A 17,763-nucleotide genomic window follows, 5' to 3' on the forward strand; every position below is an offset into this window, starting at 1 on the left:
TGCTAGTACATGCTTAATGAGCTATAAACATGCGCTAACAACCAACGAGCACTCGGCCTTGCGCCGAGTGTTTTATTTTCGTCTCGACCATTTGATATAACAAAATAGCGAGCCAATAATCACCGCTCCGCCAAGTAGCTTTTGCATCTCAACCGTTTCACCCAACACGCTGACACTCAATAACAATGTCCACACTGGCTCAAGAATCATGATCAATGCCGCCACTTCCATGTTCACGGAGTGCTGACCAACAGTTTGCAATAAGTAACGGATCGATGTCGCCACAACCGCTGATACGATAAACCAGAATATTAAGGTTTGAGTTATTTCAAACTCTGGTTGAGTAGTCATCGAAGCAAACGCTAACCCACTAACACCCACCACAAAAAGCTGCACGCAAATTGAAGCTATAGGTTTGATATTAGTAATCACTCGCTTATTCATCACAAAGTGAACCGAAAGCAACATCGATGCTAATAGGAAATAGAGCTGACTCTGCTCAACGTGCCAACCGTTAGTTAGGGTCAGTAGCAACATACCGATAATCGCAATTGGAAATGACATCCAGAAGGCACGATTAGGCTTAACTCGAAATATAATCCAAGAGACAAACGGCGCGATGATCATGGCTAAGCTCATGATAAACGCTCCTTCCGACAAACTTTCCGTCATTGATACCGCAAATACCCATACTTGCAATGAAGCAGACAGCAACAAGCCAACGCCGCAAAGAGAAAATATCTGCTTAAGCGAAAGCTTACGAATGTGATGAATACAAAATGGCAAAAGAATCAAACTCGCGACGAAGAATCGCACACCAATGAACACTGGCCCAGGCATTTCTAACACCACCAGCTTAGATGCAATCCATCCAATCCCAGCTAACAAGGTAGCAAATAGGAGATAAAGCTCTCCGCGCATCGCTTTCATCATCTTACTTGGTCCAATAACAAAAAAAGCAACCCGACTCTGCAAGGTTGCTTTTTATAAACATTCAACAGGATCGAGATATTATCTCAATACTCTGCTTCAGGCAGCTATTTTTAGCCTGCGTATTTTGGGTAATCCGTTAAACCTTTTTCAGCACCACCAAACAATGTGTTTGGATCGTGCGCTGCTAATGGGTAACCATTTTGAATACGAGCGGGTAGATCTGGGTTTGCGACGAATGGACGACCGAAACCAACCATATCAGTTACGCCTTCAGCAACCGCTTTTTCGCCGCGCTCGCTGTCGTATTTACCTGCGTAAATCAGCACGCCATTGTAAGCTTTACGAACCGCTGCTTTAAACGCTTTTGGCGTTTCAGGTGCGTCGTCCCAATCGACTTCTGCAACGTGCAGATAAACAATGTTGTATAAGTTAAGTAGCACCGCCGCCGCTGTGTAAGTCTCTACTGGCGTAGCGTCAACCGTACCATTCAACGATGTGAACGGAGCAAGGCGAACACCTACACGGTCAGCACCAATCGCTTCGACCATAGCTTCAACCACTTCACCTAGGAAACGTAAACGGTTTTCAATTGAGCCACCGTATTCGTCAGTGCGGTTGTTTGCTTCAGAGTCGATGAATTGGTTAATCAAGTAACCATTCGCGGCGTGAAGTTCGATACCATCAAAGCCCGCTTCAATCGCGTTCAAAGCCGCTTGGCGGTATTGACCAACCACGTTTTTGATGTCTTCTTTCGTCATCTCACGAGGTTCAACCACATCCACAAAACCCGGCTCATCAGTGCCATTATCGATGAATACTTTTACGTTTTCTGCTTTAAGTGCAGAAGACGAAATTGGTTGTTCACCACCAATGTTGTCTGGGTGTGTTACACGGCCTACATGCCAAAGTTGAGCGAAGATAACGCCCTCTTTTTCATGTACTGCATCGGTGACTTTTTTCCAACCCGCAATCTGCTCATCAGAGTAGATACCCGGAGTCCAAGCGTAACCTTGACCCATAGGTGAAATTTGTGTGCCTTCAGCGATAATCAAACCTGCAGAAGCGCGTTGAGCGTAGTAAGACGCCATCATATCGTTTGCTGAATTGCCAGGTTGCGTTGCGCGAGAACGCGTCATCGGTGGCATAACAATACGGTTTTTAAGTTCGATACTACCAAGTTGAATTGGTTGAAATAGTGCGTTTGTCATTGTTATATCCTCGATTAACCTAGTTGAATCAGTTCGATTTGGTAGCCATCTGGGTCTGTGATAAATGCGATGTGCGTTGAGCCACCTTTTACTGGCCCCGCTTCACGAGTGACGTTGCCACCCAGTGATTTGATCTTGTCGCATGCGGCGTAAATATCTTCCACACCCAATGCCAAATGACCAAACGCGCTGCCCATCTCGTACTCATTCGTGTCCCAGTTGTACGTGAGCTCGATAGTCGTGCCGCCTTGTTCGTATCCAACGAAAACCAATGTGTAGCGGTAGTCGTTGTTTTCGTGGCGTTCAAGTTCCTTCATTCCCAATACCTTGGTGTAGAACTCGATAGACTTATCTAAATCAGCAACTCGGATCATTGTGTGTAGGAATTTCATATTTCACCCTTATTGGCACCACAAGCATGGCGCCGTTATGATTTTGAGTGGAGGTTATCCACTAATCTCTGAGTGAAATAATACGATTCACCGAGGAATTAAGGAAATTATCAAAAATTCTCAATGTGATAATTTTTTGTTATGAAATTTATGACTAGCACGAACTCAATGACACAAAAAAGGGAAGCCAATGCTTCCCTTCGAGTTAGACTCTCAATTAAAACCGCAAACGCCTATCTTTCAGCGTCTTCGACATCGCATCTGATGTACTGATGACTTGTTCTCGGAACCATTTATGAGCAGGGTCATTATTCTGCTTCTTTAACCAAATCAAATAGTGAGATATAGGCTGATATTCAAAAGGTGGCTTAAACAACTGCAAACCTAGCCTTTCTTGAAACTGCACAGCCATAGATAAAGGCACTACGGTGATGTAATCCGATTGGCTACATAGCAAGATATTACTGAACAGTGATCGGCCGTGAAACACGATTTTACGCTTAGATAAATCCAATGATGTGTAGTGATTTAAACTGCGAACTTTCCGCCGTGTTCTATCTAATACGGCATGCTTTTCATTCATGAATTGCGCTTCGCTGATTTCACCTTGAATTCTCGGGTGATCCTCTCTACACACAATAACAAACTCGCCTTCATATAGAGTTTCACTAACAATGCTTGGGTGTTCAGGTACCACAATATCGATCATTGCATCGAACTCTTGAGTCAAAAGGTCTTCGTAAATACGCTCATCACTGTCTGGTTGGTCAAAGACTTCTAGCGATAGATTTTGATTAGGAAGCGCAGCAAAACTATTGAGTAAAATCCACTGTAAGTGCTCAGGTGAAGAAATCACAAACTTACGTTCAGAGGATTGCTCATCAAAATTAGCCATCGACTGAAATACATCATTCAATTCATGAATCGGCGTTTTGATTTGTTCATACAAACTTTGAGCATAAGAAGTAGGCGTAACACCTCGTCCTTTACGAACAAAAAGCTCTTGGCCTATCTCTTTTTTCAGTCGTGCCAATGCGGTACTAATGGTCGATTGATTGGTGCTGAGTTGATCCGCGGCTTTACTCAAACTGCCCTGCTCCATCACCGCAGAAAACACAGCAAGTAGGTTGAAATTGGGGATTTCGTTGCTCATATATCATTACTCGTTAGGCGACCATAAACACCATGCTATCGTAAAAACGATTAAATATCGTCAATAAAAACATTTGTTAAAGGTATAACGCATCGATTATTTTGCTAATAAATAGCATATTAACCAGACTTTACTCACACTCATCAACCCTCAATAAATCTTCATATATTGAGACAATAAAGCCCTCCCTTCTCCGTAAGCCCTTTAATAATGGGGCGTACTTCATGCGACGCGCTTTGAAATCACAACATTGTCTCAAATTACATGACACTGAGTTTCCGTTCGGTACATATACATTCCTTTTGTGAATACTACAATGGCACCAAAATAATGACCCTCGGTATCAATATGAAAAACACTAAAATAATTTCCCTACTCTTAAGCGGTGCGGCTATCGCTTACTCTGGTTCTGCGCTGGCTGAAAAGGAACAACTCTCAGTTCAAGAAGCGGCAAAAAAATCAGCAAACCCAGTATCAGATGTATGGATGCTAATTACTCAAAATGATTATACTTTTCTAGAAAAAGAAGATGGTCACCATGAGATGCAAAACCGCTTCAGCTTTCAACCAGTAATGCCGGTTCCTATAATGGATGGTGAATGGAACTTGGTGAACCGTTTGGTTGCCAACCACTACAGTTCACCAGGCGATCGTGAAAACGGTGATTTCTTTGAAGGACGTACAAACGGTATGGGAGACACTGTCTTTCTATCAATGGCAGCGCCTAACCGTGATGACGGCTGGATTTGGGGTGTTGGTCCAACGGTGATCATGCCAACTGGTACTGATGGTTTAACCCAAGATAAATGGCAAGTAGGCCCTGCGGCAATGGTCGCTCGCCTTGGTAAAGAAACCGGTAACCCAGCAAGTATTGAAAGCTGGAACGTTGGTTTCTTAGCTCAGCAATGGTGGGATGTAGGCGGTAGCGACAGCGTTACTGAATCAACCAATCAAGCGGACATCCAGTACTTCTTAAACTATCGTGTCAGCAACACCGCGTTAATTGGTATGACGCCTAATATTCAAATTGATTGGACAAAAGATGGTTCCGACCAATTTACTGTACCTGTCGGGTTAGGCTATATCGATATGTTTAAGATTGGACCGATGCCTGTTCGTTGGGGTGTAGAACTTCAATATTACGTAATGAAACCAGACGCAAATGTTAATACGACCAATCCAGCTGAGTATGTGCCATATGCACCAGATTGGAACCTAAAATTCTTTATTGCTCCTGTTACATTAAACCCGTTCAAATAATCGATTAAAATCCTCCCTAGAGCTGGTCTAATTTATTCAATATTTTAGGCCAGTCTTTTTAGTACTTTTCATCGACTTCTATGATCCAAACCAAGTTAATGAACAATGTTTTCTATCTGTATATGAGCCTTTTCAAATAAATCGACCTACCGATTTAGAGTTATAACTACTAATCGTAATTACGATATTATCAAATCGTAATTCTGGGTAGATACTGCTCAAAACTCTTCCTATTATCCTGCTAACAAATCAATCACCAGCCCAAATAGAAAACTGACAAATGTTTTACTTTGGTATGTCAATTGTCATGGAAGAGCCCCTCGATTGTCGAGGTAATACACGTAATAAAAACAGTCGCTAGAAAGCCGCGCGAATATTAATTCGAACGCTTCATAGCCATTTCATTTACGTCTGCTGACAAATAATAAAGATTGATTTGTAGAGAAGCATATTCGCTTCTTGATACCGAGAATCGGTTGTCTGGACTGTGCAATATCATTTTAAATATCATCTATTACTTTTGTTTATTATGGGCACTAATCTACCCACATAATAGACATCTACTTTTTAAGATGTCATTAAAGGTGACTTCTAGGCTGCAAATTCTCTCTTCTTATTGATGTAGGTTGAGATATGAACTTTATAAAAATCATTTTCCAGAAAATCTGGGCCGTTGTGATGGTCTTGATTAAATTCTGCCTGTTTATGGCGGTAATGTTTGCTGGTGCATGGGCTCTTGCACCGTTAGGCACTATCCATTCTAAAGACATCGACATGTCTCAATTCAACAATCATCCTAATGAAATGATGATGAACTTCTTCCAGATGGAGTACTTCTCTGGTTACTTGTTCTCGGTGACCATTGCTGTGGTATTAGCCGGTGTTTACGGCATGTGGCAGTTGCATGAACTGGGTGTGCATAAAGCAAAAGAACACAAAAGCGCTCACGTACAGATCGTGTTTGCACTGTCACTTTGCGGGCTCTTCATCAGCAAAACATTCTGGGTTATCGCCTTGGTTATCGCGCTAGCGAACTGGAAACATATTGGTCAATCACTGAGTGATGTCATTCGCCGTGGTGTGCAGCCTAAACAAGACGCGACCAATTCAGAGGCAGCCGCAGTCCACGTATCACCTGAAAAATCGGCAACAGAGCCGTCTCAAACACAACAGTCTCCAGTAGAACCGTCTTCAGAAGCTCAGCCTTCAAAAGAACAGGCTTCAGAAGAAAAGACTCCAAAAAAACCATCCTCTACAGAAAAAGAGGTCGCATAATGAAAGAGATGATGATTCCATACATCCTAATTGTATGGTCACTGTTTGCGACAGGCGCACTGAAGAAGAACTTCAAAAACTACACTTGGGCTGCCATTGGCGGCGTAACGATTCTTGCGGTATTGGCGGTTATCTCTCGCTTGTGGGCACCCGTTGATTTAACCAACTCAACCACAGTGAAAGCACCACACGCGGTGATGTCACCAATCTTTGGCCAGCAGATCGACCAAGTGCTTGTTGAGCACAACCAAATGGTTAAAGAAGGCGACGTAATTTACACACTCGTCGACATTGACTCAGCCGCAGACAAAGCAAAGATCGAATCTTCAATTGTTCAGAAAGAAGAAGAAATCAAGCAAATGACTCGCGACTTAGAGCGTGCTGAAACGTCACCAGAAATCTTCAATATGCGTGACGTAGAAAAATACGACTCTGATCTTCGAGTGCTGCACGCTGAACTTGTGTCGTTAAAAGCTGATCTACAAAAAGTGAACTGGGCGCAAGAGAAGAAAACCATTAGGGCTGAATTTGATGGTCAGGTTTCGATAGTGAATATTGCTGAAGGTTCTGTAATGGGTAACATGCACCTCTACAACACCAACAAAAAGTTCCTTGAGATGCGCATTTCAGACCAAACTTACGGCTATGTTCAAGTAGGAGACTTCGCTGAGTTCTTCGTTGATGCATACCCAGGCCACGTGTTCCGAGCAAAAGTACACAGCTTTAACGCAGGTACCGGTGAGTCGAGTATTTCTCCACTTCAGGGGCCACAAAGTGTCGGTCAACACGTAGTAAGAAACGGTAATGCTTTAGGTCGTACTATCGTACTTGAGATCATCGAACCAGAAGGTTACAACATCCCTATTGGTTCAACTGGCGCGGCTTGGATCTCGGCTGAGAAGCCGCATCCGTTCTGGGGCTTCATCGATGTAATCGGCGCAGCAACGGTTCGCCTACAATCTTACAAGTCTTACTTAGGTGCTTGGTAAGTACTCAGATTCTCGGTAAACACTTATATAACAGCCATTAGTTCCAAATTAGATGCCCTGAATTTCAGGGCATTCTTGTGTCTATCACAAGCCCCACTTACTAATTGATTTAGATCAAGATAAATCGCCAATACAATCATTAAATAAATAAATCATCGAAAAAACGATATATCGATATCCTATTAGCGCGTAGATAGCGATCTCTCCCACCTCTATTATTTGACTCAAGAAATCCAATTCCTGTATCCAAACATAAGGTCACGACCATGACTAATACATTCAAAAAAATGGCGCTTCCTGTTGCTATCGCGAGCGCTCTATTTGCTTCTGGTTTTGCATCTGCAACGCCAACTGTAGAAGCGACATCGAAAGTAGGCCAAGAACTTCAGACAGCAAATGCTGCGCAATACCAAAACATTGACCTTGATGCTCGCTACAAGAGCGAGGTTCTATTCGAACACAAGTCAAACATGTTCTGGGGCAAAGGCGAGCGCATCCAAGTTGTTTCGAAAACGGGCGACTCACTGGCTTACACTGAAGAATCTGATCACGTTCATCCAATCCTCACCAAGCATGGTCGTAAAATGGACCAAGCAATCATTAAAGTGGATGACAACGTTTACCTTGGTTACGGTTTCGGCCTAGATACACCAGTAATGATCGAAGGTACGGACGGCATCATCATTGTTGATCCAGGCGAGTCGGTAGAAATGGCTCAATCGGTTAAAGAACAGTTCCGTCAAATCACAGACAAGCCGGTTAAAGCCATCATCTATTCTCACAACCACATCGACCACATCTCTGGTGTGCGTGCATGGGTGACTGATGAAGAAGTAGCATCAGGCGAAGTAAAAATCATCGCTGAAGAAGGCCTAACCGCAGCAGTGGCTAACTGGTCTTCAAACCTAGGTACTCTATTTGGTCACCGTACTTCTTACACAGGTGCTAAGCACGTAGAAGAAGGTGAGCACGGCACAGTAAACGACGGCCTTGGTCCACGTTTCATGCAAGGTGCTATCTCGTTCATTGAACCAAACCTGCTTGTACCAAGCCAAAGCCACATTGAAATTGAAATTGCTGGCGTTAAGATGCACATTGAGAACGTGCCATCTGAAACTAAAGATGAGTTAGTGGTTTACTTCCCAGAGCAGAAAATCCTGCACGCGGCTGAAGTACTTCAAGGTGAGAACTTCCCTAACCTTCACACCATCCGCGGTACTAAATTCCGTGACCCATCAATGTGGTTCAAGGGCATCGACGTAATGCGTAAGTTCGACACTGAGATCATGATTAACTCTCACGGTCGTCCTGTTGAAGGTAAAGAAGCTGTATCTGACGTATTAACGGCTTATCGTGATGCGATTCAATACACGCATGACCAAACTATCCGTTACATGAACAAAGGTATGACGCCGGACGAGCTAGTTGAAGTCGTTAAACTTCCTAAGCACCTTGCTGAGCACCCTTGGTTAGGAGAGCACTACGGTACCGTTGCACATGCTGTTCGTCAGATCTACGTTGGTTACAACGGTTTCTTCGAAGCAGATCCATGGCAATTAGAGCCAATGGCTTACGAGCAACGTGCTAAAGCGTTCGTAGAGATCATGGGCGGCCGTGAGAACATCCTTACGACTGCACAAGCAGCAATTAAGGCTGAAAACTACACATTTGCAGCAGAAATTCTTTCTTACCCAATCACGGTAAACAAGCAAGATATGGAAGCTCGCGAGATGAAAGCACAAGCTTACAAAGCATGGGCTGCAGACCAAGTGAACATCAACTGGCGTAACTGGGCGCTTAACGCGGCGGCTGAACTAGAGAACAAACGTGACTTCTCTAACATGATCAGCTTCGCTTCTGTTGACGTGCTTACTGCGCTACCAAGTAAGCAGATCTTCGACATGATGACTTCAACGCTTATCGCAGAAAACTCGTTAGACGTGAACATGATGCTAACGTACAACTTCTCTGATACGAACGAAGCATTCACTATCGAAATCCGTAACGGTATTGCTCAGTTACACGAAGAAGCAGTAAAAGGCGCAGACGTTCAAATCGACACCACTCGTGCAGTACTGAACCAAATCTTGATTGCGGGTCCAAACGCTCAACAAGTGATTGGTAGCAACCTACAGTCTGGTACATTCAAGTTCTCGAACGGCGACATCAAAGGCTTCGGTCAATTCATGAGCTACTTCGATAAGCCAATGACTCCAGAAGAGATCATGCTAATCGTTCGTTAATTAGATATACACCAAGCAAAGGCATGCTAAGGATGGCGAGCCGATAACTTAGGGACCTATTATGGTCCCTTTATCGTTTATTTATTGGTACAGTTCGCAACCTTCACTCAACAATCTCGATCTATTGTTGAAGTAAGAAAACTGCCCTAGTTCGTTTAAGGTTCACACATGCTAAAACGATTTGCTCTCATTCTTTCACTCACATCTTCCCTAACTTTCGCTTGTGGTCTTCACCAAGATACAGGATTTAGTTTAGTGACAGAGCCCGGTTCACTAGAAGTCTTTGGCAACGTCATCACAGCCAGACAAGACGATGAATTCAACAACCTCAATCAACCGGATCATTTTCGACTCTTTGCCATCAAGGCTGCGCTTGCGAAACCCCACCCAAGCAAAATTGAGTTCAACTTATTCGAAGCAATTAAAGGTCATTACAGCCAAGTTAAACTTGAGAAAGGTGTCGATGTGTCAGGTCGAGATACTTTGCCTACAGAGGAAGATCTATTACTGATTACGGAACTCGATGTGTTCGATGCGCTAGCTACTGGCACCATCTCTTGGGATCACGCGACACTAAACGGTTTGGTGATCATCAATGGCCCACAAGATAAACGAGAGCAACTTGAAGATTGGCTTAGTGATATTTTTGAAGGGTAGTTGGAATGAATTTAGTGAGAGAACAACGCCATAATCGAACCAGATACGGCTCGATTATGGGTAATTGAAGAGCAGTTAAATTGAAAAACAGTTACGCAGCTTGAGTCACTATGTTTTTACGCTGATTTTTAGTCATCAAATGATAAACCACAGGCACAAAGTAGAACGAGATAAGCGTGGTTAATACTGTACCGCCGACAATCGCGACTGCAAATGGAGGCCAAAAACCGCCACCAGCAATAATCAATGGCATAAAGCCACCAACGGTTGTAATCGTTGTCGAGCTGATATGGCGAGTACACGACATCACTGCCTCAACGACCGCGTCCACATTGCCTGATGAGGCTTGCTTATCGAGTTTCAATTCCGTCAGAATCACAATGGCCGCGTTAATCGCTAAGCCTGCAATCCCAAGCATGGCGATAATCACCGTAAAGCCGAACGGATAACCGAAGATCCACACCGATAACAGCCCTAGCCCACCAGCCAATCCTGCTACCATGAAGATAATGCTACTCATTCGGAACGAGTTGAACGACATCACCACCACCAACACCATCAATACCACCACAACGGCGACATTCGAGATAAGGCTGTTGACTGAATTATCTCGTTCAGCGGATTCACCACCAAAACCAATCGTGTAACCCGATGGCATCTGATAGCTTTCTAGGCGTTTTTGGAATTCATTAAGTACGGTTTGAGGCAAAACACCCGCTTCAATGTAACCTTCGATGGTATTGACACGCTGCCCGTTACGACGAGTAATCGCACCACGACTAGTCGTCAATTCAAGCTCAGCCAGAGTCGACACATTGATGCCTGTTGAGTACACCTCAGAGCTTATCGGCAAACGAATATTGCTTAAATGCGCTAAGTTTTCACGCGCGTCATCCGCGACACGAACACGAATTGGCACCGATTCACTGCCTTCAATCACAGAGCCACTTTCACGACCTGTCAGCGTAGTTTGCAGCATACCTGCGAACTGGTTCAATGAAATACCATTCAGCTTTGCGGTGTCTTCATCAACCTTCAACCACACCTTCGGCGTACCTGGTTGCAGCGTTTCCCTTGTGTGCGTCACATGAGGAACACCCGCCAAAATCAATCGCACATCCTCACCAATCGCTTTCAACGTATCGAGGTTTTCACCATACACTCGCAGTTCAACGGGTGCGGTAAATGGAGGCCCTTGGTTAAGCTTACGTACCAAGATTTGTGCTTCCGGCACCTCTTCATCCAACACCTTTTGCAACTGTGGAATTAGCGCATTGGCTTGGTCAAAGTTCTCTGTTTTCACCATGGCTTGCGAGAAGTACGGCGCGTTATTTTGCCTTGCTTGCAGGTTGTAATAGAAGGATGGGAAGTTTGCGCCCACTAGCCAATCAATGCGTTCCACTTCAGGGTAACGATGAATGATGTCGTCTATTTTTTCAGAGGTGTTTTTGGTGGCGTAAATGCTCGCTTGAGGTGGCATATACACCTGAATCTCAAACATATCTCGGTCTGATGGCGGGAAGAATTGCTCTGTCAGCTGAGACATACTCCAGTAACCGGTAAACGGTACCAATAACACAAGAGCTATAGTGATGATTGGATGCGTCACACCAAAACGGACAGAAGATGAGAACCAGCGCGTCAAAGCCGGGATTCTCAAACCCGTCATGTACCAATGGTGCTGCCCTTTCTTGTCGACATCACTGAGTTGTTTCGGCAGTAGCTTGGTCGCTAAGCCCGCAATTAAGGTGTGCGAGATGATGTAAGAGCCGATCAATGAGAAAGAAACGGTAATCGCAATACCACCGACAAATTCACCCGATGCTCCCGGCATCAAGATAATCGGGGCAAACGCCAACACGGTAGTTAAGGTTGAGCCTAATAACGGCACCCATAAATGCTTCAATGCATTCATGGTCGCTTCAGCGCGCTGTTGCCCTTTCAAGCGATAAGCTTGAATGGTATCGACCATCACCACCGCGTTATCAACCATGATTCCGAGCGCCACAATTAGGCCTGTCACCGACATTTGGTTAATCGGTACACCGGTCATTTTCATGATCGACAGGGTCAATAATGAGGTTAACGGCAGAGAAATGGCCACTAAGATCGCGGCACGCACGCCTAAAGTGACAAACAGAACAATCAAGATCAGACCAAAACCGATCATCAAGCTTTTGCCTAAATCGTCTAAGCGAGTCTCGGTATAACCTTGCTGATTAAACAGCACCGTCACCTTAACGTTACTTGGTAACTCTTGCTCAAATTTACCAATCAGAGCATTAGCTCGCGACGTCCAGTTGTCGACTCGCAGATCAGGATGCATTCTTGCCGCGACAATCACACCCGGCTCACCATCAATAATGGCAATCTGGTCTTGTGGGGTTTTCTCACCACGTTTCACAGAAGCAATGTCTTCCATACGGATGATGTGACCTTTGCTATCAGTGGCTATTGGCACTTGCTTAATCCGTTCAATAGAATCGAGTTCAGATTTAATTTCTAAGCCAAAGCGAGAATAAGCACTCACTAACTCGCCGGCGGAGTTCTTGGCGTCTGCCCCTTCGAGCGACTCAGCAATATTGGCACTTGAACGCCCCAACGCGGCGGCATCGGCCGTACGTAAACTGATTTGAATCTCTTCTTGTGGCATCCCGTATTCATCAACGAATTCAGTACCCGACAAAGTTCTTAGTCGCTTAGCGAGTTCTTTGGCATAGCGCCCGAGTGTTAATCGGTCAGGTTCACCTGCACCAGACCAGGTTAGAGATGCGATAGTTGTGAAAGCATAGGTATGATCACTGTCGAGATCGGGAGAATGAGAGCCCGCAGGCAAAATGGATTCGATGTCAGATAGCTTGTCGCGAGCTTGAGACCAAACTGGCTCAGGCTCGGTGATGGTGTCATTCAATTCTAAGGTGACAATAGACACGCCCGGCCTTGAGGTTGAGCTCACGAGTTTAACTTCACTCAGCTCACGCAGCTTGTTCTCGATAACTTCTGTTACCAAGGTTTCAACACGCTCGGCACTGGCTCCGGGGAAACTGGTTGTGATGTTCGCGTAACGGTTGATGATTACTGGGTCTTCTGCACGTGGCAACGTCATGAACGCAGAAATACCACTCACCATCAGCAGTGCTGTCATTAAGATAAGCAGTCGAGTGTTGGAAATAGTCTCTATGATTTTCATGCTATTTCCTATTCAGCAGTAACGCTTGCTGGCTTCACGGTTTGTCCAGGAACTAAACGATGTAAGCCACTGGCAATCACTTGTTCACCGTCTTCAATCGCCCCACTCACGTACGCTTGTTGATTGTTGGCAAACAACACCTGAACACTTCGGCGCTCAACTTTGTTGTCTTCACCAATCACAAAGATGTTCCACACACCGCGCAATCCATCAATCAAACCCGTTAATGGCACCCAGTAGCCTTGGTCATCAATCTGCTCATCAAATTTCAAATAGGCAAGTTGCCCTTCTAACACCGACGATTGTTCAGGAAACAAGTAACGCAAACCGACACTGCGAGACTGTGTGTCGACCATTGCGCCCGGATTCAACAGTCTCACAGCGAATTCATCTCGCCCGACGCGAATACTTGGGGCGGAAAGTGAAGTAACCTTTTTCATTTGATGGGCAGGAATACCGATAAAGGCTTCTTTCCCTTCAGAGGCAAGCAGTGTAAGAGTTGGATTCCCTACATTCACTACATCTCCAAGCGAGACAAAGCGTGTTGCGATGGTCCCTGAATATGGCGCACGAATTGTCGATTTCACCAGCTTCAATTGATTGCCTTTTACCGAGGCATCAATACGCAGCAAGTTCGCCTGCAATACGCGTTGCTCACTGGTTAACGAATCAATCTCAGCTTCGGCACTGAAGCCTTTCGCTTTCAATGAACGTTGACGTTTAAGGTTCGCAGCCACCAAACTCAATTGAGCTTTGACTTCTTCAGCCTGCGCTTTCAGTTGGCTAGACTCGGTTTCCAAAAGTTGGGTATCCAGTCTAATCAACGGCTGACCCGTTGTGACTGTGTCACCGACATCCACCAGAATCTCGTTTACTTTGCCCGCCAGTTCGAAACCTAAATTAGCCTGTTGACCCGCCTTAACCACACCGACATATTCGCGTTGTACTGCATAAGAGGAAGACAGCGCCAAGGCCATCGTTTCCACCGTTAAAATGGTTTGGACGCTCGATGCCGTTTCAGCGGTTGAATCAACCGACTCTTGGGCTTGTTCCTTTTCGCCACATCCAACAAGAAAAGCCGACAACGCCACTGCCACTGCGCTTCCCTTCATCAATTTATACATACGTACTGTTCCTATGCGGTACTAAATTATGTTCTTTTTTTAGACTAACCAAATCAAACTAGACTGTCTAGTTTGATTATGTTAAAAATAAGTTTCATCGTTAATGATTGATAAAACCATCACAAAAAGCATAATGCTTAGCGTAAAACGAGACACATAGAACTGAGCACCAACAGGCACCAAGCTACGAGACAAACTAGGTAACGAGACAACACTAAGTAACGAGAAGCAAGCACGTGACTAAAATCATCAAGAGTGAACAGAAGAGATCGCAGATCTTAACCGCAGCCAGCCAACTTTTCTCTGAACATGGCTTCAAGATCAATATGGATCAGATAGCCAAAGCAGCGAACGTTTCTAAGCAAACGGTCTACTCTCACTTTAAAAACAAAGACGAACTTTTCGAAACCTGCATGCAAACCAAGTGTGCGGAGCGAGAACTCAGTCCTGCTGCCTTTGATATGGATGCTGCGGTGGGTGATGAGTTGGTGAAATTTGGTGTGAAGTTTCAGGATTTATTACTTGATGAACAATCTAGACAAACCTTTCAAAATGCCATTAGCCAAGCGAATACGCATCCAGAGATCGCCTCTATCTATTTAGAAACTGGCCCTCAGAAAACCACCAAGTTACTTGCTGATTATTTGCAGTCGAAAATAGACTCTGGTGATCTCACACTGTCGACATCAAGCTCGCCAGTCATTGCAGCACGCCAACTGTTGTTGATGTTTCACGGCAAATCGGCGTATTGGGGATTCTTCGGACACGATAGCGGAGAATCTGAAGAAGAAAGACTTCACTACACTCGCGAATGTGTCGCGCTATTCTTAAACGGCAATCAGCCTCGTTAATCTTAGAATATTTAACCGTTAGCTCGCATTTGAAGCTGACTCAAGAAGTAACTCATAGAAACGTTTAGCAGCAGGGCCTGTCTTGGCTCCTTTTGGTAAAGTCAGGTGCAGCGGAACGTGATACCCACTGCCATTTTCGACATTCAACACAGTGAGCTTGTCGCTACCTCGACTTTCAACAATGTGCTTTGGTAGTCGACAATAACCGACTCCCTGCTCTACCGCGCCAAACGCATGATCGAAATTATCCACCGTAATGCGCTGACTCGACTTCAACCAACCCACATCCTGTTTGTTCCCTTGGCTTTTAGTGCCTTGATTAGATCGTGTACCTAAATCTCGCACCACAATTTGCGGCAAAGACGACAGTTGATTCAACGACACTGAAACGGCACTTGCTAACGGATGTGAGCTAGCAACTACTGGCTCCATCATCGTAAAACCAAAGGCTTCGGCTGAGTAATTAGTAATAGGCAAGTTGATGATAGCCACATCAGCCAGTTCTTGAGTCACCAGTTCGGTTGTTTTAGACAGAGACGTTTCAATCACTTGTATCGATGTGGTGTTGTTCTCCGTCAAAAATGCAGCCATCGGTTGATAAAGGCGTTCAAGGCAGCACAAGTGATCAACAGCAACCACAATTTCAGACTCAACACCTTTCGCTAGCTGTTCACTGATCAACTCTAGCTCGCGAGCTTGTTCCAACATACTGCTTGCACGGCGCAACAGTGATTTCCCATCCTCCGACAATACCGCCCTACGACCTTCAACCTGAACTAAAGTCACGCCTAATTGGTCCTCCAATTTTCTCAGCGCATAAATCAGCGTGGTATGGCTCTTATTCAATTGCAATGCAGCCGCTTGAATGCTGCCTGCGCGGTCAATCTCGTAAAGCGTTTGCCATTGGTCGAGGGTGGTTTTCAATCTCATCGGTCTAAAATCCTGACGGTTAATAACTATATTATGAACTTTTCTGTCTGTTTTTTACAGGTAATATCTATTTCAACAGGCAATCAAGCCTCCTATGTTTTGCGAAATGACCATGAGTCTCAGCGCAATACCAAGTAACTGTTTGGAGAAATAACCATGAAATTATTACAAGTTGATTTTGAATTTAGCGGCCCATTTGGTGAAGAGATGTCAAACGCACTCGTTGACCTAGCAAAGTCTATTAACAACGAACCGGGTATGATCTGGAAAATCTGGACAGAAAACGAAGCTGAAAGACTGGGCGGTGGTGTCTATCTTTTTGAAGACCAACTCAGTGCAGAGGCTTACCTAGCGATGCATAGCGCTCGCTTAAAAGAGATGGGTGTTGAAGAAGTGCGTGGTGTGATTTTTGACGTCAATCAGCCATTAACTACCATTAATAAAGGCCCAATCAACGGTTAATCAAACTTGTTCATTCGCTGAATGACAACAAAGATACTGAATAGCTAAGTAATAAATAGAGAGATACGTAATGAACAACAAAACTTTTCTTAGCCTACACGGCATTATTTACGCAGGGTTTGCCATCGCACTGTTTTTTATCCCAACGGTAATGTGGCCCATGTACGGCGTAGAGATCAATGATAAGTACGCGTACTTTCTCTCTCAACACACCAGTATATTTTTGGGTGGTATCGCTGCAATAAGCTGGCTGCTTAGAGACATTGAACCTGGCTTGTCAGCTAAAAAGCTCATCCAAGGTTTGGTGGTTACGAATATGCTCGGCGCTATCATCACATTGTATGCGGCGTTTACAGGAATCTTTGTTGGCTTTGGCTGGAGCGACCCAGCATTCTTCATTTCACTATCGGTACTCAGTGTTTTGCAGGCTCGTCGACAAGGCTAGTTCATACAAAACCAAACCAAACCAATAAAAAAGGAACAGATGCACTCATCATCTGTTCCTTTTTCTCAATCAACTGTCGTTAACCTAGCGCGCTCAGCTTATTTACCGTGCTCAACGTAAATCAATTCATCAGTATTGAAGCCACGCTCTTTAGACATCGCTTTGAACTTCTCCATCACTCCTGGTGCAACCTCTGGTGTTCTTGAAAGTAACCACAAGTAGTCGGTATCTGGGCCCGAAACAAACGCATATTGGTATCCCTCTTTGTCCAATTCAAACACCACATAAGCGCCGTAGAAAGGGCCAAAGAAAGACACTTTCAAATAGCCTTGTTCGCTGCCTTCAACAAAGTACGCCTTGCCTTCCGCCTCATTCCATTCGCCATCTTCCGCCGAATAGCCGCGGTTAATCACCTTAACGCCACCATCATCACGCAAGCTATATTCGGCACTGATGTTATCTAAGCCACGCTCAAACGAGTGGTCTAAACGAGCCACTTCGTACCATTTGCCCAAGTATCTATCCAATTCAAACTGTTGAACGGGCTTTACTGTTTCAGGCATGCCCACGCAACCACCCAATAGAATCACACTAAGCAGCAATAATATTTTTTTCATCCTAACCTCGGCTTGTTTTTATTAGTAATGCGAG

16 protein-coding genes are annotated in these 17,763 nt (G+C 44.7%); 8 read left to right on the forward strand and 8 right to left on the reverse strand.

What is annotated here, in order from left to right; all coding sequences use genetic code 11:
- Positions 1-72 precede the first annotated feature (72 nt).
- The 4 genes from AB4589_RS11305 to AB4589_RS11320 form a co-directional block, all read right to left on the reverse strand.
- Positions 73-933: a DMT family transporter gene (locus tag AB4589_RS11305; RefSeq protein ID WP_372100470.1), complete on the reverse strand. Its 861-nt coding sequence runs from the start codon at positions 931-933 to the stop codon at positions 73-75.
- Between the two features lie 110 nt (positions 934-1,043).
- Complete coding sequence (locus AB4589_RS11310) at positions 1,044-2,141, reverse strand: alkene reductase (protein ID WP_269336044.1); 1,098 nt, start codon at positions 2,139-2,141, stop codon at positions 1,044-1,046.
- A 14-nt stretch (positions 2,142-2,155) separates the two neighbouring features.
- Positions 2,156-2,533 carry a lactoylglutathione lyase gene (gene gloA / locus AB4589_RS11315; RefSeq protein WP_012604423.1) on the reverse strand — a complete coding sequence of 126 codons (378 nt, stop codon included), beginning with the start codon at positions 2,531-2,533 and terminating at the stop codon, positions 2,156-2,158.
- Between the two features lie 217 nt (positions 2,534-2,750).
- Positions 2,751-3,686 (reverse strand): LysR family transcriptional regulator, encoded by a 936-nt coding sequence (locus tag AB4589_RS11320; RefSeq protein WP_012604424.1) that lies wholly within the window; start codon positions 3,684-3,686, stop codon positions 2,751-2,753.
- A 330-nt stretch (positions 3,687-4,016) separates the two neighbouring features.
- Here AB4589_RS11320 and AB4589_RS11325 point away from each other — a divergent pair, with 330 nt between their 5' ends.
- The 5 genes from AB4589_RS11325 to AB4589_RS11345 all read left to right on the forward strand — a co-directional run bounded on the left by AB4589_RS11325 (position 4,017) and on the right by AB4589_RS11345 (position 10,110).
- Positions 4,017-4,946: a hypothetical protein gene (locus AB4589_RS11325; protein WP_065679598.1), complete on the forward strand. Its 930-nt coding sequence runs from the start codon at positions 4,017-4,019 to the stop codon at positions 4,944-4,946.
- 633 nt (positions 4,947-5,579) lie between these two features.
- Positions 5,580-6,221, forward strand: coding sequence for a magnesium transporter (locus AB4589_RS11330; RefSeq protein ID WP_102249542.1), 642 nt, complete (start codon positions 5,580-5,582; stop codon positions 6,219-6,221).
- Complete coding sequence (locus AB4589_RS11335) at positions 6,221-7,210, forward strand: HlyD family secretion protein (protein WP_102249541.1); 990 nt, start codon at positions 6,221-6,223, stop codon at positions 7,208-7,210. Before AB4589_RS11330 ends, AB4589_RS11335 begins: the two co-directional genes overlap by 1 nt.
- A 266-nt stretch (positions 7,211-7,476) precedes the next feature.
- Entirely contained in the window at positions 7,477-9,453 is a 1,977-nt protein-coding gene (locus AB4589_RS11340) for an alkyl sulfatase dimerization domain-containing protein (RefSeq protein ID WP_372100473.1), read from the forward strand.
- Between the two features lie 168 nt (positions 9,454-9,621).
- Positions 9,622-10,110 carry a hypothetical protein gene (locus tag AB4589_RS11345; protein WP_372100475.1) on the forward strand — a complete coding sequence of 163 codons (489 nt, stop codon included), beginning with the start codon at positions 9,622-9,624 and terminating at the stop codon, positions 10,108-10,110.
- Positions 10,111-10,201: 91 nt separating this feature from the next.
- Here AB4589_RS11345 and AB4589_RS11350 read toward each other — a convergent pair whose 3' ends face one another.
- Together AB4589_RS11350 and AB4589_RS11355 are read right to left on the reverse strand one after the other, a co-directional pair.
- Entirely contained in the window at positions 10,202-13,300 is a 3,099-nt protein-coding gene (locus tag AB4589_RS11350; RefSeq protein WP_372100477.1) for an efflux RND transporter permease subunit, read from the reverse strand.
- An 8-nt stretch (positions 13,301-13,308) separates the two neighbouring features.
- A complete protein-coding gene (locus AB4589_RS11355; protein ID WP_371727332.1) occupies positions 13,309-14,424 on the reverse strand; it encodes an efflux RND transporter periplasmic adaptor subunit in 1,116 nt (371 codons plus the stop codon).
- Between the two features lie 236 nt (positions 14,425-14,660).
- Here AB4589_RS11355 and AB4589_RS11360 point away from each other — a divergent pair, with 236 nt between their 5' ends.
- Positions 14,661-15,275 carry a TetR/AcrR family transcriptional regulator gene (locus AB4589_RS11360; RefSeq protein WP_004736309.1) on the forward strand — a complete coding sequence of 205 codons (615 nt, stop codon included), beginning with the start codon at positions 14,661-14,663 and terminating at the stop codon, positions 15,273-15,275.
- Between the two features lie 18 nt (positions 15,276-15,293).
- Here the strand turns inward: AB4589_RS11360 and AB4589_RS11365 are convergent, their stop codons facing one another.
- Entirely contained in the window at positions 15,294-16,205 is a 912-nt protein-coding gene (locus tag AB4589_RS11365) for a LysR family transcriptional regulator (protein WP_372100479.1), read from the reverse strand.
- 156 nt (positions 16,206-16,361) lie between these two features.
- On the opposite strand from AB4589_RS11365, the gene AB4589_RS11370 reads away from it, so the two are divergent.
- Positions 16,362-16,667, forward strand: coding sequence for a monooxygenase (locus AB4589_RS11370; protein WP_012604433.1), 306 nt, complete (start codon positions 16,362-16,364; stop codon positions 16,665-16,667).
- Positions 16,668-16,737: 70 nt separating this feature from the next.
- Positions 16,738-17,112 carry a hypothetical protein gene (locus AB4589_RS11375; protein ID WP_372100481.1) on the forward strand — a complete coding sequence of 125 codons (375 nt, stop codon included), beginning with the start codon at positions 16,738-16,740 and terminating at the stop codon, positions 17,110-17,112.
- A 98-nt stretch (positions 17,113-17,210) separates the two neighbouring features.
- Here AB4589_RS11375 and AB4589_RS11380 read toward each other — a convergent pair whose 3' ends face one another.
- Positions 17,211-17,729 carry a lipocalin family protein gene (locus AB4589_RS11380; RefSeq protein WP_017101593.1) on the reverse strand — a complete coding sequence of 173 codons (519 nt, stop codon included), beginning with the start codon at positions 17,727-17,729 and terminating at the stop codon, positions 17,211-17,213.
- Positions 17,730-17,763 lie beyond the last annotated feature (34 nt).

Origin of the sequence: Vibrio sp. 10N.222.49.A3, assembly GCF_041475145.1 — a bacterium.
In the GTDB taxonomy this organism is placed as follows: domain Bacteria; phylum Pseudomonadota; class Gammaproteobacteria; order Enterobacterales; family Vibrionaceae; genus Vibrio; species Vibrio tasmaniensis_A.

Bases quoted from the DNA above. Each gene is read 5' to 3' on its own strand.
- gloA (WP_012604423.1), bottom strand. From the start codon at position 2,533: ATGAAATTCCTACACACAATGATCCGAGTTGCTGATTTAGATAAGTCT.
- AB4589_RS11370 (WP_012604433.1), top strand. From the start codon at position 16,362: ATGAAATTATTACAAGTTGATTTTGAATTTAGCGGCCCATTTGGTGAA.
- AB4589_RS11375 (WP_372100481.1), top strand. From the start codon at position 16,738: ATGAACAACAAAACTTTTCTTAGCCTACACGGCATTATTTACGCAGGG.
- AB4589_RS11355 (WP_371727332.1), bottom strand. From the start codon at position 14,424: ATGTATAAATTGATGAAGGGAAGCGCAGTGGCAGTGGCGTTGTCGGCT.
- AB4589_RS11330 (WP_102249542.1), top strand. From the start codon at position 5,580: ATGAACTTTATAAAAATCATTTTCCAGAAAATCTGGGCCGTTGTGATG.
- AB4589_RS11335 (WP_102249541.1), top strand. From the start codon at position 6,221: ATGAAAGAGATGATGATTCCATACATCCTAATTGTATGGTCACTGTTT.
- AB4589_RS11310 (WP_269336044.1), bottom strand. From the start codon at position 2,141: ATGACAAACGCACTATTTCAACCAATTCAACTTGGTAGTATCGAACTT.
- AB4589_RS11305 (WP_372100470.1), bottom strand. From the start codon at position 933: ATGATGAAAGCGATGCGCGGAGAGCTTTATCTCCTATTTGCTACCTTG.
- AB4589_RS11380 (WP_017101593.1), bottom strand. From the start codon at position 17,729: ATGAAAAAAATATTATTGCTGCTTAGTGTGATTCTATTGGGTGGTTGC.
- AB4589_RS11325 (WP_065679598.1), top strand. From the start codon at position 4,017: ATGACCCTCGGTATCAATATGAAAAACACTAAAATAATTTCCCTACTC.
- AB4589_RS11320 (WP_012604424.1), bottom strand. From the start codon at position 3,686: ATGAGCAACGAAATCCCCAATTTCAACCTACTTGCTGTGTTTTCTGCG.
- AB4589_RS11350 (WP_372100477.1), bottom strand. From the start codon at position 13,300: ATGAAAATCATAGAGACTATTTCCAACACTCGACTGCTTATCTTAATG.
- AB4589_RS11365 (WP_372100479.1), bottom strand. From the start codon at position 16,205: ATGAGATTGAAAACCACCCTCGACCAATGGCAAACGCTTTACGAGATT.
- AB4589_RS11340 (WP_372100473.1), top strand. From the start codon at position 7,477: ATGACTAATACATTCAAAAAAATGGCGCTTCCTGTTGCTATCGCGAGC.
- AB4589_RS11345 (WP_372100475.1), top strand. From the start codon at position 9,622: ATGCTAAAACGATTTGCTCTCATTCTTTCACTCACATCTTCCCTAACT.